The sequence below is a fragment of the Pectobacterium atrosepticum genome, from assembly GCA_019056595.1.
GTDB classification, from domain to species: Bacteria; Pseudomonadota; Gammaproteobacteria; order Enterobacterales; family Enterobacteriaceae; genus Pectobacterium; species Pectobacterium atrosepticum.
Genome location: CP036163.1, coordinates 378,731 through 404,511 on the forward strand (window position 1 = coordinate 378,731; position 25,781 = coordinate 404,511).

General features: G+C 52.1%; 21 protein-coding genes. 10 read left to right on the forward strand and 11 right to left on the reverse strand.

Going from position 1 to position 25,781, the window contains the following annotated elements; translation table 11 throughout:
• The first annotated feature begins 27 nt into the window (after positions 1-27).
• On the forward strand, positions 28-1,074 hold the full coding sequence (gene sohB / locus DCX48_02360) for a protease SohB (protein QXE13451.1): 1,047 nt from the start codon (positions 28-30) through the stop codon (positions 1,072-1,074).
• A 58-nt stretch (positions 1,075-1,132) separates the two neighbouring features.
• Here sohB and DCX48_02365 read toward each other — a convergent pair whose 3' ends face one another.
• Positions 1,133-1,402 carry a DUF2498 family protein gene (locus DCX48_02365; GenBank protein ID QXE13452.1) on the reverse strand — a complete coding sequence of 90 codons (270 nt, stop codon included), beginning with the start codon at positions 1,400-1,402 and terminating at the stop codon, positions 1,133-1,135.
• A 326-nt stretch (positions 1,403-1,728) separates the two neighbouring features.
• On the opposite strand from DCX48_02365, the gene topA reads away from it, so the two are divergent.
• From topA to DCX48_02380, 3 genes are all read left to right on the forward strand, one after another.
• A complete protein-coding gene (gene topA / locus DCX48_02370) occupies positions 1,729-4,329 on the forward strand; it encodes a type I DNA topoisomerase (GenBank protein QXE13453.1) in 2,601 nt (866 codons plus the stop codon).
• Positions 4,330-5,043: 714 nt separating this feature from the next.
• Complete coding sequence (gene cysB / locus DCX48_02375) at positions 5,044-6,018, forward strand: HTH-type transcriptional regulator CysB (protein QXE13454.1); 975 nt, start codon at positions 5,044-5,046, stop codon at positions 6,016-6,018.
• A 45-nt stretch (positions 6,019-6,063) separates the two neighbouring features.
• Positions 6,064-6,258 (forward strand): hypothetical protein, encoded by a 195-nt coding sequence (locus DCX48_02380; protein QXE13455.1) that lies wholly within the window; start codon positions 6,064-6,066, stop codon positions 6,256-6,258.
• Here the strand turns inward: DCX48_02380 and dtpA are convergent.
• From dtpA to DCX48_02430, 10 genes are all read right to left on the reverse strand, one after another.
• A complete protein-coding gene (gene dtpA / locus DCX48_02385; GenBank protein ID QXE13456.1) occupies positions 6,236-7,753 on the reverse strand; it encodes a dipeptide/tripeptide permease DtpA in 1,518 nt (505 codons plus the stop codon). The genes DCX48_02380 and dtpA overlap by 23 nt on opposite strands.
• Before the next feature lie 661 nt (positions 7,754-8,414).
• The gene (locus DCX48_02390) at positions 8,415-9,050 is read right to left on the reverse strand and encodes an endonuclease III (GenBank protein QXE13457.1); all 636 of its coding nucleotides are present in this window, start codon (positions 9,048-9,050) and stop codon (positions 8,415-8,417) included.
• Complete coding sequence (locus DCX48_02395) at positions 9,047-9,754, reverse strand: electron transport complex subunit E (protein ID QXE13458.1); 708 nt, start codon at positions 9,752-9,754, stop codon at positions 9,047-9,049. Before DCX48_02395 ends, DCX48_02390 begins: the two co-directional genes overlap by 4 nt.
• Entirely contained in the window at positions 9,751-10,380 is a 630-nt protein-coding gene (gene rsxG / locus DCX48_02400; protein ID QXE13459.1) for an electron transport complex subunit RsxG, read from the reverse strand. Before rsxG ends, DCX48_02395 begins: the two co-directional genes overlap by 4 nt.
• A 10-nt stretch (positions 10,381-10,390) precedes the next feature.
• The gene (gene rsxD / locus DCX48_02405) at positions 10,391-11,446 is read right to left on the reverse strand and encodes an electron transport complex subunit RsxD (protein ID QXE13460.1); all 1,056 of its coding nucleotides are present in this window, start codon (positions 11,444-11,446) and stop codon (positions 10,391-10,393) included.
• Positions 11,447-13,528 carry an electron transport complex subunit RsxC gene (gene rsxC, locus DCX48_02410; GenBank protein ID QXE13461.1) on the reverse strand — a complete coding sequence of 694 codons (2,082 nt, stop codon included), beginning with the start codon at positions 13,526-13,528 and terminating at the stop codon, positions 11,447-11,449.
• A complete protein-coding gene (gene rsxB / locus DCX48_02415; protein QXE13462.1) occupies positions 13,521-14,099 on the reverse strand; it encodes an electron transport complex subunit RsxB in 579 nt (192 codons plus the stop codon). The genes rsxC and rsxB overlap by 8 nt, the downstream gene beginning before the upstream one ends.
• Complete coding sequence (gene rsxA, locus DCX48_02420; protein QXE13463.1) at positions 14,099-14,680, reverse strand: electron transport complex subunit RsxA; 582 nt, start codon at positions 14,678-14,680, stop codon at positions 14,099-14,101. The genes rsxB and rsxA overlap by 1 nt, the downstream gene beginning before the upstream one ends.
• A gap of 378 nt (positions 14,681-15,058) precedes the next feature.
• A complete protein-coding gene (locus tag DCX48_02425; GenBank protein ID QXE13464.1) occupies positions 15,059-16,564 on the reverse strand; it encodes an L-arabinose isomerase in 1,506 nt (501 codons plus the stop codon).
• Between the two features lie 36 nt (positions 16,565-16,600).
• Positions 16,601-18,286, reverse strand: a complete 1,686-nt coding sequence (locus DCX48_02430) for a ribulokinase (GenBank protein QXE13465.1) — start codon at positions 18,284-18,286, stop codon at positions 16,601-16,603.
• 373 nt (positions 18,287-18,659) lie between these two features.
• On the opposite strand from DCX48_02430, the gene DCX48_02435 reads away from it, so the two are divergent.
• The 6 genes from DCX48_02435 (at position 18,660) to DCX48_02460 (ending at position 25,566) form a co-directional block, all read left to right on the forward strand.
• On the forward strand, positions 18,660-19,643 hold the full coding sequence (locus DCX48_02435; protein QXE13466.1) for an arabinose ABC transporter substrate-binding protein: 984 nt from the start codon (positions 18,660-18,662) through the stop codon (positions 19,641-19,643).
• Positions 19,644-19,739: 96 nt separating this feature from the next.
• A complete protein-coding gene (locus DCX48_02440; protein QXE13467.1) occupies positions 19,740-21,263 on the forward strand; it encodes an L-arabinose ABC transporter ATP-binding protein AraG in 1,524 nt (507 codons plus the stop codon).
• 18 nt (positions 21,264-21,281) lie between these two features.
• A complete protein-coding gene (gene araH / locus DCX48_02445; protein QXE13468.1) occupies positions 21,282-22,268 on the forward strand; it encodes an L-arabinose ABC transporter permease AraH in 987 nt (328 codons plus the stop codon).
• A gap of 65 nt (positions 22,269-22,333) precedes the next feature.
• Complete coding sequence (araC, locus tag DCX48_02450) at positions 22,334-23,266, forward strand: arabinose operon transcriptional regulator AraC (protein ID QXE13469.1); 933 nt, start codon at positions 22,334-22,336, stop codon at positions 23,264-23,266.
• Between the two features lie 114 nt (positions 23,267-23,380).
• On the forward strand, positions 23,381-24,427 hold the full coding sequence (locus DCX48_02455; GenBank protein QXE13470.1) for an oxidoreductase: 1,047 nt from the start codon (positions 23,381-23,383) through the stop codon (positions 24,425-24,427).
• A gap of 146 nt (positions 24,428-24,573) precedes the next feature.
• Positions 24,574-25,566 carry a bile acid:sodium symporter gene (locus DCX48_02460; GenBank protein ID QXE13471.1) on the forward strand — a complete coding sequence of 331 codons (993 nt, stop codon included), beginning with the start codon at positions 24,574-24,576 and terminating at the stop codon, positions 25,564-25,566.
• Positions 25,567-25,781: the final 215 nt, after the last annotated feature.

Consider the following 25,781-nt stretch of genomic DNA (forward strand, 5'->3'; position numbering starts at 1 on the left):
AATACTCAGTCAATGAGGACGGTGTTTGTGGAATTACTTTCTCTGTACGGTTTATTCCTGGCTAAGGCACTCACCATCGTGGTGGCTATTGGTGCATTAGTCGTTCTGGCATTCGGAATGACGCAGCGTAAGCACCAGCATAAAGGTGAGTTGCAGGTCACGAATCTGGGCGAGCAATATCAGGAAATGCAGCGTGAAATGCAGACTGCCTGTATGAGCGACACCGAGCGCAAGTTGTTATCTAAACAAGAAAAGAAGAAAGAAAAAGAAACGGCTAAGCAAGATAAACAACGCGCCAAGCGTGGCGAAGAAAAAAGTGTAAAACCGTGCCTGTATGTTCTCGATTTCAACGGCAGTATGGATGCGGGAGAAGTCAGTTCGCTGCGTGAAGAGATCTCCGCCGTGCTCGCCGTGGCGAAACCGAAAGACGAAGTGTTGCTGCGTCTCGAAAGTCCCGGCGGCGTGGTACACGGCTATGGGCTGGCCGCGTCGCAATTACAACGCCTGCGCCAAGGCGGCGTGCGCTTGACGGTCGCGGTCGATAAAGTGGCTGCCAGCGGAGGATATATGATGGCCTGCGTGGCCGACCACATCGTAGCAGCACCGTTTGCTATTGTGGGTTCTATTGGCGTTGTGGCACAAATCCCCAATTTCCACCGTTTGCTGAAAAACAAAGATATCGATGTTGAGTTACATACGGCGGGTGAGTTTAAACGCACATTGACGCTGTTTGGTGAGAATACCGAACAAGGCCGTGAAAAATTCCGCGAAGATCTGAATGTCACACATACGCTGTTTAAGGATTTTGTACAGCAGATGCGTCCGTCTCTGGATATTGATTCGGTTGCGACGGGAGAGCACTGGTTTGGCACGCAGGCGAAAGATCTGAAGTTGATTGATGCCATCGGCACCAGTGACGATCTGCTCATTGGCGAAATTGCTAATCATGAAGTGTTGAGCGTGCGCTATACGCGGCGTAAACGCCTGCTGGATCGTCTGACGGGCAGCGCGGGGGATACCGCTGAACGCCTGATGCTGCGTTGGTGGCAGCGAGGTTCGAAACCTTTGCTGTAACTGAGATATTATTCAGTCGTACATAGTCAAATGCCCGCAGTTTTGCGGGCATTTACGTTTAATCGACCAGATAATATTTTTCGGACAAAACATGCGCAAGATGTTTGAACATGTTAAATACAGCGGTGCTTTTTAAGGTCGGGATTCCGTTTTCATCGAGAAAAAACTCACCGCGAAAAACCAGTACGCCGTTTTTTTGTTCTACGCTATCAGCGACCATTCCATGCAAATAATCATCGTGATGTTTAATGATGTCATTGGCTTCAACTAATAAACTCTGGCGGCTAATAGGACGTTTTTCTTCATTAACCTGGTGTTCAGGTGACATGATTGCTACTCCTGTACGCTCCCTTAAAAAAGGGAACATTGCATTATATCAACAACGTTTGTTTCAAAACTGCTTCAATAGAAAGGGTACTGCGATACGGTTTCAGCGTAAAGAGTAGATTATGAGGTAAATGGGCTAAATTTTAGAGGGTTACCTGCCGATATTTAGTTTGGCAGGAAGCGGATAAAACAACGATCTCGTGCTAATTAGGTTGCGTGGCAGTATTTATCAGGTAGAGTGTGGGATTTTGCGCAGTCAGTAGAATCCGCTCTGAATGCCCCGAAAAATATCTGATTTTCAGAAGAATTCAGCAGGTAATAGTACATATGGGCAAAGCTCTCGTTATCGTCGAGTCCCCGGCAAAAGCCAAAACGATCAATAAGTATTTAGGCAATGACTACGTGGTGAAATCCAGCGTCGGTCATGTGCGCGATTTACCGACGAGTGGCTCAGTCAGTAAAAAGAGCGCGGACTCAACGACTAAAGATAAAACGAAAAAGAAAGTCAAAAAGGATGAGAAATCCGCGCTAGTTAATCGTATGGGCGTCGATCCTTATCATGGTTGGGAAGCCAACTACGAAATATTGCCGGGTAAGGAGAAGGTTGTCTCCGAACTAAAAGCGCTGGCGGAAAATGCCGACCACATCTATCTCGCAACCGACCTTGACCGCGAAGGGGAAGCCATTGCCTGGCACCTGCGGGAAATCATTGGTGGTGACGATCAGCGTTTCAGCCGCGTGGTGTTTAACGAAATCACGAAAAATGCCATTACACAGGCGTTTGAAAAACCAGACACGTTGAATATTGACCGCGTTAATGCACAGCAGGCGCGCCGGTTTATGGATCGCGTTGTGGGGTACATGGTTTCCCCGCTGCTGTGGAAAAAAATTGCTCGTGGCCTCTCTGCTGGGCGCGTGCAGTCGGTTGCGGTGCGTCTGATTGTCGATCGCGAGCGTGAAATCAAAGCGTTCGTGCCGGAAGAATATTGGGAATTGCACGCCGACTTGCTGGCGGGCAGCGATATTCAACTGCAAATGCAGGTGACGCACCACAACGGCAAACCGTTTAAGCCAGTCAATAAAGAGCAAACGCATGCGGCGGTCAGTCTGCTGGAAAACGCACGCTATGTGGTTGCTGACCGTGAAGATAAGCCGACCAGTAGCAAACCGGGCGCGCCGTTCATCACATCCACGCTGCAACAGGCTGCCAGTACGCGTCTTGGTTTTGGCGTGAAAAAGACCATGATGATGGCACAGCGTCTGTACGAAGCGGGCTACATTACCTACATGCGTACCGACTCAACGAACCTCAGTCAGGATGCACTGACGATGGTGCGTGGCTATATCGGCGAAGAGTTCGGCAAGCGCTACCTGCCGGAAGCGGCGACCGGCTACAGCAACAAAGAAAATTCGCAGGAAGCGCATGAAGCCATTCGTCCTTCCGATGTTGGCGTACTGGCCGACAGTCTGAAAGATATGGAAGCCGATGCGCAGAAGCTGTATCAGTTGATTTGGCGTCAGTTCGTTGCCTGTCAAATGACGCCTGCGCAATACGATTCCACCACGTTAATCGTGGAAGCGGCAGATTATCAACTGCGTGCGAAAGGCCGTACGCTGCGTTTTGATGGCTGGACGAAAGTCATGCCAGCGTTGCGTAAAAATGATGAAGATCGCACGTTGCCAACTGTGGCCGTGGGCGAGGCGCTGTCACTGCAGAAATTGCTGCCAGGACAACACTTCACCAAGCCACCGGCACGCTACAGCGATGCTTCTCTGGTTAAAGAGCTGGAAAAACGCGGTATTGGGCGTCCATCTACCTACGCCTCGATTATTTCAACCATTCAGGATCGTGGCTATGTACGGGCGGAGAATCGCCGTTTCTACGCTGAGAAAATGGGTGAAATCGTTACCGATCGACTGGAAGAAAACTTCCGCGAATTGATGAATTACGATTTTACCGCACGAATGGAAAGCCGCCTCGATCAGGTCGCCAACAATCAGGCGGAGTGGAAAGCGGTGCTAGATGAGTTCTTCAACGAATTTAGCCAGCAGTTGGAAAAGGCAGAACAGGATCCTGAAGAAGGCGGTATGCGGCCTAATGCGATGGTGTTGACCAGCATTGACTGTCCTACCTGCTCTCGTCAAATGGGTATTCGTACCGCCAGTACCGGGGTGTTTCTGGGCTGTTCCGGCTATGCACTGCCGCCGAAAGAGCGTTGTAAAACTACGATCAATCTGATACCAGAAACTGAAGTGCTGAACGTGTTAGAAGGTGATGAAGCCGAAACTAACGCGCTACGTGCTCGTCGTCGCTGTGAAAAATGTGGTACGGCGATGGACAGCTACCTGATTGATAATCAGCGTAAACTGCACGTTTGCGGGAATAATCCGGCCTGTGATGGGTATGAGATCGAAGCTGGTGAGTTTCGCATCAAGGGCTATGATGGGCCGATCGTTGAGTGCGAGAAATGTGGTTCCGAAATGCATCTCAAAATGGGACGCTTCGGCAAATACATGGCCTGTACCGGCGAGACGTGCAGTAACACGCGTAAAATCCTACGTAATGGCGATGTTGCACCACCGAAAGAAGATCCGGTGCCGTTGCCTGAGCTGTCCTGTGAGAAGTCCGATGCGTATTTCGTATTGCGTGACGGTGCGGCAGGGGTATTCCTTGCGGCCAATACGTTCCCGAAATCTCGCGAAACACGGGCCCCGCTGGTAGAAGAACTGGATCGATTCAAAGATCGTTTGCCGGAAAAACTGCGCTATTTGGCCGATGCCCCTGTGGCAGATAAAGACGGTAATAAAACGCAGGTGCGTTTCAGCCGTAAAACCAAACAGCAATATGTCTCGTCAGAAAAAGACGGCAAGGCAACGGGCTGGTCGGCGTTTTATATTGACGGAAAATGGGTTGAAGGGAAGAAGTAACCCCTTACGCACCGTTGTGTTTGTGCGTTTTAAATAGCCCAATTGAGCCAGCCAGCAAGGCTGGCTTTTTTTTATCGTAAAAATATCCTGATAAAACAGGCGTATGAGGATAGTCTTGCGGTAGCATGAAGATTGTTGATCCGTGATAGAGAATCATGCGGTTTACCTCGGTGATAATCGCACGCACTGCGTTCTTTATCGCTGCAGTCATGCAAAAATGGTTATATAAAAATAATTTTTATGATTAAATGACATTAATTGATGGAAATATGCGCCGGACGGTTAAGGTGTAATCAAGGTCAATATATCCCAAATAATTCGAGTGGCAGGACAAAAACGGCAAGGCGTTTTTGAACAGCGCTTGCGCTGACCCGAAGGGGTGAGGCCATAAGGCCGAATAACGCGGCAAGAGAGGGACAAATTCGTCGAGAACGAATTTGACCAGCCAACGGCTGGCCTTCGGTGAGAGACAGGATGTCTCTCGTTTCATCCCGATGAGCTTACTCAGGTAAGTGATTCGGGTGAATGACAAATCAGCCAGAGGGCAGATTTGAACGCTGCTTGCAGCGACCCCAACGGGGCGAGGTCCACGTGAGTGGGCCGAGTAGCGCAGCCAACGCACATGCAGCTTGAAGTATTACGGGTATAAAACGGAACGTCGTCAGAACGTCGTGAGATGCTACACGCACACTTCAATTGGGAATGGGATAAATTATGAAACTACAACAGCTTCGTTATATTGTTGAAGTTGTTAATCACAACCTGAATGTGTCTTCTACCGCAGAAGGGTTGTACACCTCCCAGCCGGGGATCAGTAAACAGGTCCGCATGCTGGAGGATGAGTTGGGTATTCAGATTTTCGCCCGTAGTGGAAAACACCTGACACAGGTGACACCCGCTGGACAGGAAGTCATCCGCATCGCACGTGAAGTGTTGTCGAAAGTCGAGGCTATCAAAGCGGTTGCCGGAGAGCACACCTATCCCGATAAAGGGTCGCTGTACGTCGCAACTACCCATACGCAGGCTCGCTACGCGCTGCCAAGCGTTATCAAAGGTTTCATCGATCGCTATCCTCGCGTATCGCTGCACATGCATCAGGGTTCACCGACGCAGATTGCCGAGGCTGTTGCGAAAGGATCTGCTGATTTTGCTATTGCGACGGAAGCGCTGCATCTGTACGACGATCTGATCATGCTGCCGTGCTACCACTGGAATCGCGCAGTAGTCGTAAAACCGGATCACCCGCTGGCATCCAAAACAGACATCACTATTGAAGAGCTGGCCGCTTATCCCATCGTTACCTATACCTTTGGCTTTACGGGGCGTTCTGAGCTGGATACCGCGTTTAACCGAGCGGGTCTCACGCCGCGCATCGTCTTTACCGCAACAGATGCTGATGTGATTAAGACCTACGTGCGTTTAGGACTGGGCGTGGGGGTGATTGCCAACATGGCGGTTGATCCGCAGACGGAAACCGATCTGGTGACCATCAACGCGAACAGCATCTTTAGCTATAGCACCACGAAAATTGGTTTCCGCCGCAGCACATTCCTGCGCAGCTACATGTACGATTTCATCCAGCGTTTTGCTCCGCATTTAACGCGTGATGTTGTCGATTCTGCCGTTGCGCTGCGCTCGAATGATGAAATTGAAGCGATGTTTAAAGACATTACGCTGCCAGTGAAGTAAGCATCAACAGCCGTACTTAAGCCTTGAAAGCAAAAAAGCCAGACAGTGTCTGGCTTTTTATCATCTATCATCTATCTATCTATCTATCTATCTATCTATCTATCTATCTATCTATCTATCTATCTATCTATCTATCTATCTATCTATCTATCTATCCTCAAACGCTTCACCAACAACACCTCACCCCGTTATCCGAGCGAGGTGTTAGGGCGGGTTATCAGGCAGATGCTGTGGTCGTGACGGTATCCACAGGGGCGTCGGTAACATCCTGCGTCATACGTGTCAATTTTGGTGCGGTCAGCAGCATCAGAACGGCGATGATGCCCGTGACGATGCCAATCTGCAGGAAGACATTGCTATAAATCTCAAGAGACGCGTGCGGATCTACGACGTTCTCTGGCACTGCCATCATATTGGCGACGTAGCCTGCGATAATCGCGGCGCCGGCTGATGTCAGGAACCAGGCACCCATGATGAAGCCCATCAGGCGCTGTGGCACCAGTTGAGCGACCATCGCCAGACCCAGACCGGAAATCATTAACTCCCCGATACTTTGCAGGCCATAGCAGAGGATCAGCCAGTTGACGGACATGATACCCTGTTCGTTTGCCATGCTAGCGCCCCACGGCAGCACCAGAAACGCACCGGAACACAACACCATACCAATCGCAAACTTGTGCGCCATCGGCAGTTGGTCGCCCATTTTGTTGTAAACCGCCGCCAAAATTGGGCTGGCCACCATGATCCAGAATGGATTGAGCGCTTGATACTGCTCTGGCTCAAAGGTAAAACCTAAAATAGAGTGCTCAACGTTGCGAATAGCAAAGAAGTTCAGCGATGTTGGCATCTGGTTGTACAGTACGAAGAAAACGACGGCTTCCAGCATCAGCAGAAGTGCCACGATCATTTTCCGACGTTCAGCACCGCTCACGGCCAGCATCTCTTTAATGAAGATGGCGACAACTGCCAGTGAAATAAGCGTCAGAATCCAGCGAGCGACGCTCTGGTTGTGTAACAACCAGGTGGAAATGGCGACCAGCGCGACAATACCCGCAAGGGTGATGGCAAGTTTCAGCAGATTAATTGGCTGAAAATCTGGCTGAGAACCTTGTGTGCTAACCCACTTACGACAGAACATGAAGTTGATCAGCGTCAGAATCATACCGACCACGCTTAGGGAGAAGGCAACGCTCCAGCCATAGCGCGCGGCAAGCACCGGTGTAGCCAGCATAGAAAAGAAGGAGCCGATGTTCACCGACATATAGTACATGGTGAAGGCACCATCCAGACGAGGGTCGTCTTTCGCGTAGCAGGTGGACAGCAGGGCTGACGGATTGGCTTTAAACAATCCGTTACCGACGGCAATCGTTGCCATGCCGATATAGACCCACGTAACGCTGTGGCCCGAGTAGGAAATCATGGCGTAGCCGAATGCCAACACGATAGCACCCAGCACGATGACACGTTTGGTGCCGAGGACTTTGTCGCCCAACCAGCCGCCAATGGCGACGAAACCGTAAACCAGCGCGCTGAAAGAGGAGAAAAGGGTGATGGAATCCGTTTCGGACATGCCCAGCATTTTGACCAGATAAACCGCCATAATGCCCTGCAGACCGTAGTAACCAAAACGCTCCCACAGTTCGATGCTAAAGATGAGATAAAACGCTTTTGGTTGTTTGAATGCGTTCATGCTGACGCTTTCGGGGGATTCGCTGTTGTTGTTTGCTGTTGACACAAAGACCTCTGATTTTACATATCTCGCTTTTTTTAACGAGAAAATAACAAGAGTGAGACAGTGAAACTGCAACCTCTTTTGATTGTTATGGGGAGGAAAAACGGCGTTATATTGACGTTATTTTACGGACAGGCAAGTCGTTTGACATGTTTTGTTACAAGTGGTTTTTGTAGTGGGATAAAACCAGAAAATAAATGTTATGCAGAGTTTAATTTCAGAACTTGCTTTTGCTTCAAATGATTATCTCGGTTTATCGCATTTGTTTTTTGTAAAAGGGATATAATCTGCCTTTTACTTAAAACCAAGACAATATCATTAACTATGAATGAATATGCGGTTTAATCTTTTGCATATTACTAAATATGCAGTGAGTGTAAAAATTCATCAACGGCAGGCAATAAGACCAATCTCGATATAGTTGCTCCATGTGACTTTCAATCCCTGAATTTCCTATTAAAAATAACTTATTAGCCTTAAATAGTGGTTACTTGTGTTTTTATACAGCTTTTGAACGAGGATCAGCCAGAAAGGGCGTGGTTGTCTGAGTGGTGAGGCGTTGCGAGCGTGTGACTGACGCTGATAGAGCGGGAACTAAGACGGGGCCGAGCGTGGAGCAATCGAGAAGAAGGTCTGGTCATAGAAGCCACCAGACCACAACAGATTAGGCGTCGACCTTTTCGCCAAATTCACATAAATCTTCAATCAGGCAGGAACCACAGCGTGGTTTTCGAGCAATACAGGTGTAACGGCCATGTAGGATTAACCAGTGGTGGCAGTCGACTTTAAATTCTGCCGGAACGACTTTCAGCAGTTTTTCCTCTACCTGTTCGACATTTTTACCTGGTGCGAATCTTGTACGGTTACTGACGCGAAAGATATGGGTATCAACAGCAATCGTCGGCCAACCAAATGCGGTATTCAAAACAACGTTTGCCGTTTTTCGTCCTACGCCGGGTAGGGCTTCCAACGCAGCACGATCTTCAGGAACCTGCCCCTGATGCTTTTCCAGCAATAGGCGGCAGGTCTTGATGACGTTTTCCGCTTTGCTGTTAAACAGACCGATTGTCTTGATATAGCCTTTAACGCCGTCGACACCGAGTGTGAGTAGCGCCTCCGGTGTGTTGGCGACAGGATAGAGCTTTGCGGTTGCTTTGTTGACGCTGACGTCGGTTGCCTGTGCGGAAAGCAGTACGGAGATGAGCAGTTCAAACGGCGTACTGAAGTTTAACTCAGTCGTCGGATGGGGATTGTTGTCGCGTAAACGCATTAAGATCTCAACCCGTTTGGCCTTGTTCACAGCGACTCCCCTACAGCACCGGCAGTTGGCACCATTTTCCCTTCGGCGGCAACGGCACGCGCTCGGCGTTGTTTCATTTTCTCATCGATCAAATATTTCACGGCAAGCAGCAGTCCCAGACCGATAAAGGCCCCCGGTGGCAACATTGCCAGCAGGAAAGGGGAATCGAGGTGGACAACCTCAATGCGGAGGACTTTAGCCCAACTGCCCAGCAGCAAGTCTGCACCGTCGAACAGCGTACCGTTACCCAGAATTTCACGCAAAGAGCCGAGAACCACCAGTGCGCTGGTTGCCCCCAGCCCCATTGCCAGCCCATCAATGGCGGAAGGGAAGACGGCATTTTTAGACGCGAAGGCTTCTGCGCGACCGATAACAATGCAGTTCGTCACGATCAGTGGAATAAAAATCCCCAGCGATTGATATAAACCGTAGGCATACGCGTTGATCAGCATCTGTACGGTGCTGACGACGGAAGCAATGATCATGACGTAAATCGGAATACGGATTTCCGCTGGTACCCAACGGCGCAGCGCAGAGACGGCTATGTTGGTACAGGTGAGAACCAGTGTGGTTGCCAGTCCTAATCCCAGCGCGTTAGTTGCAGTTGATGACACCGCCAGCAGGGGGCACAGGCCTAGCAATTGAACCAGTGCCGAGTTGTTCTTCCATAACCCGTCAATGAAAAGCGCTTTGGTTTGACTCATTGGTTCTCTCCACAGGCGGACAGCGTGTTGATTTGTGGCGGTAGCGTTTGCAGATAAAGCGCGCTGCGTTTCACGCTGTTAATGACGGCACGTGGCGTGATGGTGGCCCCGGTAAATTGATCAAACATCCCACCTTCTTTCTTCACCGCCCAGCGGGCGTCATGCTCGCCTTGCACCATCAGCCCATTGAACCTTGTGATCCAGTCAGAAATTCGCACTTCGATTTTATCACCCAGCCCCGGTGTTTCATGGTGCTCGGTCACGCGGACGCCGAGTACCTTGCCATGAAAATCGGCACCTACCAGCAGTCTAATGGCACCAGAGTAACCATCCGGCGCGGTACTTTCCAGTGCAGCGGCGACCGGTTCACCATTCTGACGGGCGATGAAGACACGGTGCGGTGCTGACGATCCTAATGCTGGATTGGTGACAACGTAACACTCTTTTTGAATATCACTATTGTACAACTCGGCGGGAACCACCTGATCTAACAACATCTTTTGCTGCAACATTGCCTGATGGGAGATTGTCGGCTCCGTCAACATATTCACCACGGCAGTGACTGCGGTAGTGGAAGCGGCAAATAGAGCCAGTGTTGTCGCGTGGCGGCGCATTGTTGTCATCATGGGCGTCTCCTCAGCGATGGTGGCCGTAAGCACGTGGCTTGGTGTAATAGTCGATCAGCGGGACGGTGATGTTCGCCAGTAGAACGGCAAAGGCAACGCCGTCTGGGTAGCCGCCATAGGTGCGAATCAGCCACACCAGTAACCCAATCAACGCACCGAAAATCAGACGGCCCCGGTTCGTGGTTGATGCTGTAACGGGATCTGTGGCGATGAAAAATGCGCCGAGCATGGTCGCACCGGACAACAGATGTAACATCGGTTGGGCAAATTTATCCGGCGCGATGATCCAGCTTAGCAGGGCGCAGAACATCAGCGACAGCAGGAAACTGACTGGAATATGCCAGCGAATCGTGCCGCGCATCAGCAAGAACAGCCCGCCGATGAGAAAACCGATATTAACCCACTGCCAGCCAATACCAGACAGTGATTGTGCAAACATCGGCTGTTGCAGGATGTTCTGTGGCGTTTGGCCGGAACGTAAGCTGGTTTTAAACGTATCCAGCGGGGTGGCCTGACTCACGCCATCAACATTGTGCATCAGCTGCTGCATGGTATGCCCGTCAGGCGTGTGTCCGGTAAAAATGATGACTAGCGAGTCATGGAAACTAAGCGAGATGGTTTGCAGCGGCTCGGGTGGCAGCCAGCTCGTCATCTGGACAGGGAAAGAGATCAGCAACACCACATAACCAATCATCGCGGGGTTAAAGGGATTTTGCCCTAATCCGCCATACAGCTGTTTAGCGATAATGATAGCGAAGACGGTTGCCATGACCACCATCCACCAGGGCGCTAATGGCGGTAGACTGATTCCGAGCAGCACGGCGGTCAGTAACGCGGAATTATCAGCCAGGGTGGTACGAACCGCAAATTTCCTCAGTGACAGCGTCACGCCTTCCGCAATGAGTGCGGTGGCAGACGCCAGCCCGACCTGAATCAGGTTGCCGTAGCCAAAGAAATAGACCTGCGCCAACATGCCCGGCAGGCAGGCCAGAATAACCCACAGCATGATGCGCTGCGTGCGCTGCTGGTTATGTGTGAACGGTGAACTCGCAATTCTAAAAGCCATTTATTCCTCTTGATATGACGATGCCTGCGCGGCTTTACGGGCTTTAACGCGAGCGATAGCGGCGGCAACGGCAGCCTTCCGTGGATCTTCTGGCTCTTGTACTTCAACGACAGCAATGGGTTCCGCTGTTGTCTCGGTAACGACAGGAACGGCTGCTTCTACGTTTGTTACAAGCTGCTGCGCGGCTTTACGGGCTTTAACGCGCGCGATAGCGGCGGCCACGGCAGCCTTGCGCGGATCTTCCTGCTCTTGTGCTTCAACGACCGCGATGGGTTCAGCTGCTGTATCGGGAATAGCTGATGACACAGACTCTGTCGTATTTAACTCGGACTGCTGTGCAGCCTTGCGGGCTTTAACGCGCGCAAGAGCAGCCGCTACGGCGGCTTTACGTGGGTCAAGCTCCTCAGGCGTCACCTCTGTCGCTGGTGTTTCCTGCTGTGATTGTTTCTCTCGCACCCGTTCTTCACGTACTAATGCTTTATGTGCGGCACGCGCAGCAATGGCCGCACTGTTATCCGGCTGCGCATCAGGGATTACCGTGATGGGTGAACCGATCTCGGCTTCTGCGGTTTGTTTGCGGCGTACACGTTCTAATGCTGCCTGAACCGCGTCTTTGTCACTGGTGGATACGCCAGCGGCGGCCTGTTTATGGCGCAGTTCGCGCGCGGCTTTTTCCCGTTCCAGACGCGCTTGTTTGGCATCAAAACGCACTTTGGCCAGCGCGGCACGCTGTGCGTCTTCGTCGATGGCCCGAATTTCGGCCTTTTCCTGACGATAGTACTGTACCAGCGGGATATTGCTGGGGCAGACATAGGCACAGGCACCACATTCGATACAATCGAACAGATGGTGATCGCGAGCTTTTTCGTGTTCCTGTCCGCGACTGAACCAGTAAAGCTGCTGGGGTAACAGACCCGCCGGACAAGCATCGGCACATTTGCTACAGCGAATACAGGATTGTTCCTCGGCAACCGGCTCCATTTCCGAATGTGACGGCGCGAGCAGGCAGTTGCTAATTTTGACGATGGGCACGTCTAGCAACGGCAGAGTAAAACCCATCAGCGGGCCACCCATCACCACCATCGGCTGTTTAGTGACATGGAATCCACCCTGTTTCAGCAGGTGGCGTACTGGCGTCCCCAGTCGCGCCCACACGTTACCGGGCTGACGCAAGGCTTCACCGGTCAGCGTTACCACGCGCTCGGTGAGCGGTTCACCGTCGATCACGGCACGTTTGATGGCGTAGGCCGTGCCGACGTTTTGCATGAGCACGCCAATCGCAGCGGAGTGTTTACCGAACGGGACTTCTTTGCCGGTCAAAATCTTGGTGAGCTGCTTGGCACCGCCCGACGGATACTTGGTGGGGATGACGCGCAGCTGCATGTCGCTGCGTTTGCCCAAAGCCAGACGCAGGGCGCTGATGGCTTCCGGCTTGTTATCTTCGATTCCGATCAGAATACGTTTCGGCTGCAACAGGAATGACAGAATCTCGACGCCTTGAATAATCTCATCGGCACACTCCTGCATGAGCCTATCGTCGGCGGTAATATAGGGTTCGCATTCTGCGCCGTTGATAATCAGGGTTTCAATCCCGCGCATCCCGCCTTGTAATTTGGCGGCAGTAGGGAAGCCTGCGCCGCCCAAACCCGCAATGCCAGCCTGATGCAGATGGGCAAGCAGGGTATCGACGCTCTGCGCACGATAATCTCTATAAGTCAGGCGCTCGCACCAGCGATCTTCGCCGTCTGGCACGATAATGATACTGAGTTCGGACAGGCCAGATGGATGCGCCGTCGTGTGCTGGCGAATCGCGTTCACCGTTCCCGATGTCGGTGCGTGAACGGGCAGTGTACGGCCTTTTCCCCGCGTCAACGGCTGGCCACGCAGTACTTTATCGCCGACGCTAACGCAGATTTCACCTTCCGGCCCGAGATGCTGCTTGAGTGGAATAATGAACTGTTCTGGCAGCGAAATCTGGCGCAGTGGCGTTTGGCTGGACTGCGTCTTCATTTCTGGCGGATGAATGCCTCCGTCGAAATCCCAGATCCTGTCTTTTCTAAAGGCGGAAAACAGCTTAAGCATGTCGTTCTACTTGAATAACGCGTACTGGAATCGTATCGAGATCCCATTTCCAGTTAGCAGGAGTCGGAGCGATGGGCCGTAATTCGATACAGTCCGTGGGGCAAGGGGAGATGCAGAGATCGCAGCCAGTGCATAAATCGCTGACGACGGTGTGTACCGCTTTGGTACTGCCGATGATGGCATCAACCGGACAGGCCTGAATGCACTTGGTGCAGCCGATGCAGTTGCTTTCATCGATCCAGGCAACATGTCGCGCAGGGGCTTGAATGTCAGCATCGCCTTCCAGCGGTTGCGGATCGACGTTGAGCTTTTCAGCCAACTTCAACATCATCGCTTCGCCGCCGGGCCCGCATTTATTAATGCTTTCACCATTTAGCGAGACCGCTTCGGCGTAAGGGCGACAGCCGGGGTAACCGCACTGGCCGCACTGGCTCTGCGGCAGCATGGCTTCCACTTCTTCCACGATCGGATCGTTTTCGACTTCAAAACGACGTGAGGCATAGCCAAGCACCAAGCCGAACGCCAGCGCGAGTGCGCTTAATGCCGCAATGGCGATCCAGATAGCGGTCATCAGAATTTCACCAGTCCGGTAAAGCCCATAAATGCCAGCGACATCAGGCCAGCGGTGATCAGTGCGATAGACGAACCTCGGAACGGCGCGGGAATGTCCGACACGGCGAGGCGCTCGCGGATGGCGGCGAAAAGGACCATCACCAGTGAGAATCCTGCGGCACCGCCGAAACCATAAATTGTCGATTGCAGAAAACCGTGCGACAGGTTGATGTTGAGCAAGACGACGCCAAGCACGGCACAGTTGGTGGTGATCAGCGGTAGGAAAATCCCCAGCAGGCGATACAGCTCAGGGCTAACTTTGCGCACGAACATCTCGGAGAACTGCACCACAACGGCGAGCACCAGAATAAAAGCCATGGTGCGTAAATAGAGAATGTCGAGCGGGACAAGAATAAATTCGTTGATCAGCCAGGAAAACATCGAGCCCAGCGTCATCACAAACGTGGTCGCCATTCCCATGCCAATCGCCGTCTCTAGTTTTTTGGACACGCCCATAAAGGGGCACAGCCCAAGAAACTTCACTAAGACGAAATTATTTACCAGAAGGATGCTAACAAAGAGCAATGCGTATTCGGTCATTACGGTGCCTAGAAAACAAAACCGGACTATTATCAGGCATTGTTGGGTTTTCGACAACATACCCAAAGTAGGGTTATCGCTGTTCCCTTCAAGAATAGCCATGAACGGTCATGGTAAAATAGCCTAATAGTTATGTGGTTGAGATGACTAAGTCTATTCAAACAAGAAGTCCATCTAGGACGGATTTGTAAAAATATAGTTATTTTTCAATGACAAAAAATGGAAAATAAAGAATTGATAGGGCGGTGAGATGGCTTTTAAGTCTACGGTGAGTCGCTGGGTGATGACACACAGAGAGTGGAAACAATTAATGTCTATGAAGGGGCAGATTGTGTTCGGATGAACGATCCATAGACAATCTGCCCCTTACGATCGGACTTAGCGGCTACAAAGTTTGTAATACACTTCGTTCCAGCGTAGGGCATCTTTGAATTCGTGGAGTCGGGTTTCGTTGTCGATCACCAGTAGTTCAATGTTCTGCATCTCTGCATAAAGCCGCATGTGGTCGAGATCCAACGCCTGACTAAAGACGGTGTGGTGTGCTCCTCCTGCCAAAATCCAGGCTTCGGCCGCCACTTCCAGCGACGGTTGCGCTTTCCAGATGGCACGAGCAACCGGCAATTTTGGCAATGGACGTGGCTGCTCAATGGTATCGACCAGATTAACCAACATTCTGAAGCGGTCACCCATGTCGATCACGCTGGCGTTGAGAGACGGTCCGGCTGGCGTGGAGAAAATCAAACGGGCAGGGTCGGCTTTTCCGCCGATGCCAAGGTGTTGCGCATCCAGAATCGGTTTCTGCTCTTTCGCAATGGTAGGGCAGACTTCCAGCATGTGGGACCCGACGACCAGATCGTTACCATTCTGGAAGTTATAGGTGTAGTCCTCCATGAACGAGGTTCCGCCCGACAATCCACCGGCCATCACTTTCATGATGCGCAACAGCGCGGCAGTTTTCCAGTCGCCTTCACCGCCGAAACCGTAACCTTGCTGCATCAGACGCTGCACCGCCAGCCCCGGCAGTTGTTTCAAGCCGTATAGGTTTTCAAAATCGGTGGTGAACGCGTGATAGCCGCCTTGTTCTAGAAAGCGTTTCATCCCGAGTTCGATCTGGGCTGCATCCAGCAGGTTCTGACGATTAGCTCCGTTGAGTTTCACCGCGTCCGTCAACTGGTAACTGGTTTCATACTCTTCGATCAGCGCATCGATATCGCCTTTGGAAACAGCATCAACCACGGCGGTTAAATCGCCCAGTCCCCAGGCGCTAACGGAGTAACCGAACTGAATCTGCGCGCCGACTTTATCGCCTTCGGTAACGGCGACCTCACGCATATTGTCGCCAAAGCGTGCGACCTTCAGCTGTTTGCTTTCCTGAATTGCCGCGGCAACACGCATCCATTTGCCGATGCGAACATGCGCGTTCTTATCCTGCCAGTGGCCGACCACCACCTGATGTGCCTGCCGCATCCGGGCACCGATGAAGCCAAACTCACGTCCGCCGTGTGCGGTCTGGTTCAGGTTCATGAAATCCATGTCCATGGTGTCCCACGGCACTTCGGCATTGAACTGGGTATGGAATTGCAGCAGCGGTTTACTGAGTACGCTCAGACCGCCAATCCACATTTTTGCCGGAGAGAAGGTGTGCAGCCAGGTTAGCAGGCCGATACAGTTATCCTGATAGTTGGCATCGCGACACAACGCCAGAATTTCATCCGGTGTTTTCACCAGCGGCTTCAGCACCAGCTTAACCGGTAGGTTGGCCTGTTGATTCAAACCCGCAACGACTTTTTCTGCGTTCTCTTTTACCTGACGTAATGTTTCCGGCCCATAGAGATGTTGGCTACCGATGACGAACCAGACTTCAAGCTGCTTAAAATGATCCATGATGACTCCTGTACGTGATCCCCAGAGGGATAAAAATTAGTTTTTTGCCGTAGACGTTGGGCTATAGGCCGGTTCCGCGAGGCGGCACCACTGCTGATAGCGCTCGTAAAGCTGCTGATAACGGGCAACACGCTGGCTGTCTGGCATCAAGGTGCGCTCTATACCGCTGGCCATATGCTGTTGTGCGGTTGGGATATCTCCGTGAACGCCGGCAGCGACGGCGGCAAAGATCGCCGCACCGAGTGCACAGCACTGGTCGGACGCGACGATCTGTAAGGGACGATTCATTACGTCAGTACACACCTGCATGATGACCGGGGATTTCCGTGCAATACCGCCCAGTGCCAGCACGTTCTCCACGGGGACGCCTTGTTCTTCAAAGCATTCCATAATCGCGCGCGCACCGAAGGCCGTGGCGGCAATGAAACCGCCAAATAGCGTAGGGGCATCAGTGCCCAGATTGAGATCGGTAATCACGCCTTTTAAGCGCTGGTTGGCGAACGGCGTTCTGCGGCCGTTAAACCAGTCCAACACGATAGGTAGGTGATCCAGCGTGGGGTTTTCTGCCCAGTTGTGGGTAAGTCGCTCCAGCAACTTGGCTTCCATCGCCTGTAGTGACGTTTTGAGTTCAGGATGGTCTTTCGCCGCTTCCTGTAACGACCAGCCCAGCAGCCTGCCAAACCAGGCGTACATGTCGCCGAAGGCTGACTGTCCGGCTTCCAGACCGATATAGTTGGGGACGACGCTGCCGTCTACCTGTCCACAAATACCGGCGATGGTGCGGTCGGCAATGCGTTCTTCATCAGCGATCAGAATGTCGCAGGTGGAGGTGCCAATCACTTTGACCAACGTATAAGGCTGTGCGCCCGCGCCGACGGTGCCGACGTGGCAGTCAAACGCGCCACCCGCAAGTGTGACCGTTTCGGGAATGCCGAGCCGCTGCGCCCACTCTGCGGTAATGGTGCCGACCGGCTGTTCGGCGGTCCAGGTATCGGTAAACAACGGATACTGCAATGTCTCTGTCAAGCAGGGATCGAGCGCGTGTAGGAAATCTTTCGGTGGGAGTCCACACCAGCTCGGATGCCAGAGTGATTTATGTCCGGCGCTGCACCGGCCACGACGAATATCGGCAGGCGCTTGCGTGCCGGAAAGTAGGGCGGGCACCCAGTCGCACAGTTCTATCCAGGAAACGGCCGCCTGACGCACCGCTGCATCTTCGCGTGATACATGCAGGATTTTGGCCCAGAACCATTCGGATGAGTAAACACCACCGATATAGCGGGTGTAATCCGGGAACTGACCGCTGCGGCACAGCGCATTAATGGCATCTGCTTCTTCTATTGCCGTGTGATCTTTCCACAGCACGAACATCGCATTGGGGTTGTTGGCAAACTCGGGGCGCAGCGCCAGGATCTGGCCTTGTTCATCAATCGGTGCGGGCGTTGACCCGGTGGAGTCCACGCCAATGCCAATGATGCTCTGCCGTTGGTCGTTAGTCAGGCGAGAGACCACCACTTTGATCGCCTGTTCCAGCGATTCGATATAGTCCAACGGATGGTGTCGGAACTGGTTGTTGGCAGGCTGACAATATTTACCCTCACGCCAGCGGGGGTAGTAGACCACGTCTGTTTCCAGCTCTTTCCCGCTTTGGCAGTCAACGGCTAAGGCGCGTACCGAATCACTGCCGAAGTCGAGACCAATCGTAATAGCGCCCGCGCTCATGCTTTGCTCCTCATTAATCTCAGATCGTTGGTGTTTACGATAGGCAGGGATAACGAGAGGCGGTTAGGAGTGGTTAGCTAGAAGTATGTATTTTTCTGTCGCGAGCAGCCATTTTGTGAAGCTGGTCAAAGGTTAATAATTGGTTAAATTTGCTAAATGTATGCACAAACCTGTCATTGTTCCGGACTGTGATAGCGCTCTATATTCTTGCCGGTAATAACGGCTAAAACATAAAGCGTCTGAATGCTACTGAGTAAAGGAATTACGCTAAGTCTGTGTTTTTCCTTTATCCGGACCGGAAATGCCTTACCAGGAACTCGAACTCGCTTCAGCGTCGCTGGCGAATGAAAAGATAATTACACCGGAGAACATCATGCATAAATTCACTAAGGCGCTGGCAGCAATCGGGTTAGCCGCTGTTATGTCACAATCAGCTATGGCAGAGAACATAAAACTGGGATTTCTGGTTAAGCAGCCGGAAGAGCCCTGGTTCCAGACCGAATGGAAATTCGCTGATAAGGCAGGAAAAGATCTCGGTTTTGATGTGATAAAAATTGCGGTTCCTGACGGGGAAAAAACCCTGAACGCAATTGATAGCCTAGCGGCCAGCGGGGCGAAAGGTTTTGTTATTTGTACCCCAGACCCGAAATTGGGGCCGGCCATTATTGCAAAAGCACGTAGCTATAACCTGAAAGTGATCGCGGTTGATGACCAGTTCGTGAACGCCAAAGGTCAGCCAATGGACACGGTGCCGTTGGTGATGATGGCGGCCACCAAAATTGGTGAGCGTCAGGGTCAGGAACTGTATAAAGAGATGAACAAACGCGGCTGGAAAGTAGACGAAACCGGCGTGATGGCGATTACCGCTGATGAGCTGGACACCGCGCGCCGTCGTACTGCTGGTTCCATGGATGCGCTGAAGGCTGCTGGATTCCCAGAAAAACAGATCTATCGGGTTCCGACCAAATCCAACGATATCCCCGGTGCGTTTGACGCCGCTAACTCCATGCTGGTTCAGCATCCTGGCGTGAAAAACTGGCTGATTATCGGTATGAACGACAACACCGTACTGGGTGGCGTTCGTGCGACAGAAGGACAGGGCTTTAAAGCGGCAAACGTCATTGGTATCGGTATCAACGGCGTGGATGCGGTGAGCGAACTGTCTAAGGGTCAGGCAACGGGCTTCTTTGGCTCACTGCTGCCAAGCCCAGATATTCACGGCTACAAGAGTATCCAGATGCTGAATGACTGGGTCACCAAAGGCGTGGAACCGGAGAAATTCACCGAAGTGACCGACGTGGTGCTGATCACTCGTGACAACTTTAAGGTCGAACTGGAGAAAAAAGGCCTGATGTAATCTCGCCTGATTTCGTAAAGACGCGGATAACGCCGATCAGCATGATGCTGGCCGAGGTTATCCGCGCTCTACCTGCATCGTTATGAGGAAACAGACATGACAGCACAGTCACCCTATTTGTCGTTTCATGGGATTGGTAAAGAATTTCCCGGTGTTAAGGCGCTTTCGGATATCAGCTTTTCCTGCCATGCCGGCCAGATCCATGCATTGATGGGGGAAAACGGGGCGGGCAAGTCGACGCTGTTAAAAATCCTGAGCGGCAACTATTCACCGTCAGCGGGCGAAATCCACATTCAGGGCAAGCCTGTGCAGTTTAGTAATACGATGGATGCCCTGAATGCGGGCGTTGCCATTATTTATCAGGAACTGCATTTGGTGCCAGAAATGACGGTCGCCGAGAATATCTATCTGGGTCAATTGCCGCATAAATACGGCATGGTGAACTACTCACTGCTGCGCTATGAAGCCAAACTGCAATTACAGCATCTGGGGCTGGATATCGATCCTGATACCCCGCTGAAATACCTGTCTATCGGGCAGTGGCAAATGGTGGAAATCGCCAAAGCGCTGGCGCGTAATGCCAAGATTATCGCTTTTGATGAACCGACCAGTTCGCTGTCTGCCCGTGAAATCGAGCAACTTTTCCGGGTGATTACTGAATTGCGTAGTGAAGGCCGGATCATTTTGTATGTTTCGCACCGGATGGAAGAAATTTTTGCGCTGAGCGATGCCATTACCGTGTTTAAAGATGGTCGCTACGTGTGCACGTTTGACGATATGCAACAGGTGAACCATGAGTCGCTGGTACAGGCGATGGTAGGGCGTAACTTGGGGAATATCTATGGTTACGCGCCGCGTCCGCACGGCGAAGACCGCTTGACGCTGAAAGACGTAAAAGCGCCGGGCGTGAAATCCACGATTTCCCTGAACGTCAAGCAGGGGGAAATTGTCGGGCTATTTGGTCTGGTGGGGGCCGGCCGCAGCGAACTGATGAAAGGGCTGTTTGGTGCGACCAAAATCACCAGCGGTCAGGTGTTGCTGGATGGCAAACCGCTGGTGGTGAATTCCCCCATCGATGCGATTCGCCAAGGCGTGATGCTCTGCCCTGAGGATCGCAAAGCGGACGGTATCATTCCGGTGCACTCGGTGCGTGACAACATCAATATCAGCGCAAGACGTAAGAGCCTGAAAGCCGGTTTTATTATTAATAATCAGTGGGAAGCAGATAACGCCGCGCAGCGCATTGACGCGTTGAATATCAAAACGCCGTCCGATGAACAGCTGATTATGAATCTTTCCGGCGGAAATCAGCAGAAAGTCATTCTTGGTCGCTGGTTGTCCGAAGAGATGAAAGTCATTTTGCTCGATGAGCCCACGCGCGGCATCGATGTCGGCGCGAAGCACGAAATTTATCATGTCATCTATGAACTGGCGAATCAGGGGATCGCGGTGCTGTTTGCCTCCAGCGATTTACCCGAAGTGCTTGGGCTGGCCGACCGGATTATCGTCATGCGCGAAGGTGCCGTCTCCGGCGAACTGCTACATGCTGATGCCACGGAACAGAAGGTGCTCAGCCTAGCCATGTTACGAATCCCCGATATCGAATCTGCGGTTGCCTGACCGCGAAGGAGCAAAATAATGTCAACGGTTACGTCTGCAACCTCAGAAAAGAAGAAAAACGGTATGGGATTGTCCCGCATTTGGGATAACTACGGCATGCTGGTGGTTTTTGCCGTGCTGTTTCTTGGCTGTGCGATTTTCGTCCCAAATTTCGCCTCATTTATCAATATGAAAGGGTTGGGACTGGCGATCTCCATGTCCGGTATGGTGGCCTGCGGGATGCTGTTCTGTCTGGCTTCTGGTGATTTTGATCTATCTGTGGCTTCGATTATCGCCTGTTCCGGGGTGGCGACGGCGGTGGTGATTAATATCAGTGAAAGTCTGTGGATCGGCGTCGGTGCTGGGCTGCTGCTGGGCGTGGCATTCGGTTTACTTAACGGCTTCGTGATTGCCCGTTTGAAGATCAACGCACTGATCACGACGCTGGCGACCATGCAGATTGCACGCGGTCTGGCGTACATTATTTCTGATGGTAAAGCGGTAGGGATTGAAGATGAGCGTTTCTTCGCATTGGGTTATGCCAACTGGCTGGGCTTGCCTGCGCCAATTTGGATCACCATCGGCTGTATGATCCTGTTTGGCCTGTTGCTGAACAAGACCACGTTTGGCCGCAATACGCTGGCGATTGGGGGAAATGAGGAAGCGGCGCGTTTGGCCGGGGTGCCGGTTGTACGTACCAAGATCATCATTTTTGCCTTGTCCGGTCTGGTATCCGCCGCGGCGGGAATCATTTTGGCTTCGCGTATGACCAGCGGCCAGCCGATGACGTCCATCGGGTATGAGCTGATCGTCATTTCTGCCTGTGTGCTGGGTGGCGTATCGCTGAAAGGCGGGATCGGCAAAATTTCCTACGTGGTGGCTGGCGTACTGATTTTAGGTACGGTGGAAAACGCGATGAACCTGCTAAATATTTCTCCTTTCTCTCAGTATGTGGTGCGCGGTCTTATTTTGCTGGCGGCGGTTATCTTCGACCGTTACAAACAGCTGGCGAAGAAAACGGTATAAATGCCCGTGCGGTAGGTAAGTCATCCTGCCGCTTCTTATCATTACTAGCGTGTACCGGAGGCCTGATGTATCACCGTATGGCGCATGAATCTCAGCCTAATCCGCTGCTGCCGGGATATTCGTTCAACGCTTACCTTGTGGCAGGTCTGACGCCGATTCTGGCTGAAGGGCCGCTCGACTTTTTTATCGATCGTCCCGATGGCATGAAAGGTTACATTATTAATCTCACCATGAAGGGACAGGGTCAGGTCTTTGATGGCGATGAGACCTTTTTCTGTAATCCTGGCGATCTACTGTTGTTCCCGCCTAAATCGAAGCATTTTTATGGACGCTCATCCGGCAGCGACTGCTGGTATCACCGCTGGGTCTATTTCCGTCCACGCGCTTACTGGGCTGACTGGTTGGAATGGCATACCAAAAGCAGCGGGATTGGCCGTATGAGCCTGCCGAATAACCAACTGCTGCTGGAATTTGACCGGCTGTTTGCCAATATCGAGCAGACGCAGCGTTCAGGACGGCGTTTTTCGGAAGAACTTGGCATGAATCTGCTGGAGCGTCTGTTGCTCAGAGCGATGGAAGAAGATCCGCAGAGTCCGCAGAAAATTATGGATCCGCGCGTGATTGAAGCCTGCCAGTTTATTACCAGCAATCTGGCCGGAGAACTGCGTATTGATGAAGTCGCTCGGCACGTTTGCCTGTCGCCGTCGCGGCTGGCGCATTTGTTCCGTGAGCAGGTGGGCATTAACATTCTGCGCTGGCGTGAAGATCAGCGGGTGATCCGCGCCAAGCTGTTATTGCAGACGACGCAGGAATCCATTGCCAATATTGGTCGCGTGGTGGGGTATGACGATCAGCTCTATTTCTCACGCGTGTTCCGCAAACGGGTCGGCGTCAGCCCCAGTGACTTTCGTCGCCGCAGCAGTGAAATCAACTATCCGGCGGCCAAAGCGCTGCCCGTTGCATGGGGAGAGCGGATACCCAATGCCGTGACCGGTTAACATACTGGAATGACCCCGATTCCCCTGATAAATATCCCTCTCTGCAATCTGGCGGGCGACGGGTATATACTGAGTGAGAAATCACAAAGTCAAAATATGCTAAGGGGAATCGTCATGAGTGAGACCGTTCGTGTTGGGCTGCTGGGCTACGGTTATGCCAGTAAGACATTCCACGCGCCGTTAATTGCAGGTACGGCAGGTATGGAGCTGGTGGCCGTGTCCAGCAGCAATGCTGAAAAAGTGCATGCGGATTGGGCAAATCTGCGGGTGGAGAAAGACCCGCAGGCATTGTTTAGCGATCCCGATATTGACCTCATTGTTATTCCTACCCCCAATGACACACACTTCCCACTGGCGAAACAAGCGCTGGAAGCGGGCAAACATGTCGTCGTCGATAAACCCTTTACCGTGACGTTGTCACAAGCATACGATCTGGGCGCGATTGCTGAACGCGCCGGAAAAGTGCTTTCTGTTTTCCATAACCGCCGTTGGGACAGCGATTTTCTGACGCTGAAACAGCTACTGTCTGCGGGCACATTGGGAAATGTGGTGTATATGGAATCGCATTTTGATCGCTTCCGTCCTGAGGTTCGTCAGCGGTGGCGTGAAGACGGCAGCGAAGGTAGCGGGATCTGGTACGATCTTGGTCCGCACTTGCTGGATCAGGCGTTGGAACTGTTTGGTTTGCCGGTGGCGATTCAGGTAGATATGGCGCAACTGAGACCAGGCAGTAAGGCAACGGATTATTTCCACGCGACGCTGATTTACCCGCAGCGCCGAGTTATCCTGCACGCCAGCATGCTGGTGGCAGCGGCTTCCGCACGCTATACCGTGCATGGTACGCGCGGTAGCTTTGTAAAATATGGACTCGACCCACAGGAAGATCGCCTGAAAGCGGGTGAACGCCCACCGCTGGCCGATTGGGGACAGGATAAACATGATGGCGTGCTGACGCTGTCTCGCGATGGCATAACGGCGGAACAGACCATCGCAACGATTCCGGGTAACTATCCGGCTTACTATGCGGCAGTGCGCGATGCGTTGCTGGGTAAGGGAGAAAATCCTGTTGGCGTGAATCAGGCGATTCAGGTGATGGAGTTAATCGAACTGGGGCTGCTTTCCCACGAGCAGAAAAAAGCCGTCGCGCTGAAAAATAGCTAGATTTGCTGCATTTTATTCCAGATAGTTAACGGTTTGTTTAAACAGGCGATCTTAGGATCGCCGTAGACTGCCGTTTTGGGCGATCTCCGGGTCGCCCGTATTGTTAGAGTGTTAATTAGGCTAAGGCTAGGGGAAAGGTGTCGGGCATGGGGTGGTTACAACGGTTACGCATTGATAAGTTTTTATTGGTTCTGATTCTGGTCGTAGTGACGGCGTCGATTCTTCCTGCTGAAGGCACCGTGAAGGTTTTCTTTGAGTATCTGACAACGGCGGCGATTGCTCTGTTGTTCTTTATGCACGGTGCGAAGCTGTCGCGTGAAGCGATCACCACCGGTATGGGGCACTGGCGTTTGCACCTCGTGGTGTTTGCCAGCACGTTTATTCTGTTCCCGCTGCTGGGAATCGGCATGAGCCTGCTGTCGCCAGTGGTGCTGACGCCAACCTTGTATCTTGGCTTCCTCTACCTGTGTGCGTTACCCGCAACGGTGCAGTCGGCGATTGCTTATACCTCAATGGCTGGCGGTAATGTGGCGGCGGCGATCTGTAGTGCCTCGGCATCCAGTATTTTAGGTGTGTTTCTCTCGCCAATTCTGGTCGGTTTACTGATGCATACGCAGGGGGGAGAAACGGACACGCTGCATGCTATCGGTTCCATCATCATGCAATTAATGGTGCCTTTCGTCATTGGCCATCTGTCGCGCCCGTTGATTGCCAAGTGGGTCGAACGTAACCGTAAGTTGATTAATATTACTGACCGGTCATCGATTCTTCTGGTGGTTTATGTCGCGTTCAGCGAGGCGGTCGTGCAGGGGATTTGGGGGCAGATCAACGGATGGTCATTGCTGGCGGTAGTGGGTTGCTCAATAGTACTGTTAGCGATTGTGCTGGTGGTGAATACACTGGTTGCACGTAAGCTGGGCTTTAACACCGCCGATGAAATCACCATTGTTTTCTGTGGTTCGAAGAAGAGTCTGGCGAACGGGATTCCGATGGCAAATGTGCTGTTCCCAGCGGCGGCGGTTGGTGCGATGGTGCTGCCGCTGATGATCTTTCACCAAATTCAGCTAATGGTTTGCGCCGCGCTTGCACAGCGTTATGCCAAACGGCTAAATAAAGAACAAGATACACCTCATCAGTAAGATATTATCGATCCCTCGATACATAAAATAATGCCCTCGGACCTTACACGGTTCGGGGGCATTGTCATGTGTGACCATTCCGACATAGATTAAATAATCTATTACAGTGATAGTTTCTAAAGTGTATCACTTCCCCGATCCGTTACGTTATAACAATGCTGGCTCATCGACATTCGTTGTTGAGGGCAGGGCACAGTTGATGATAATCGGTATTT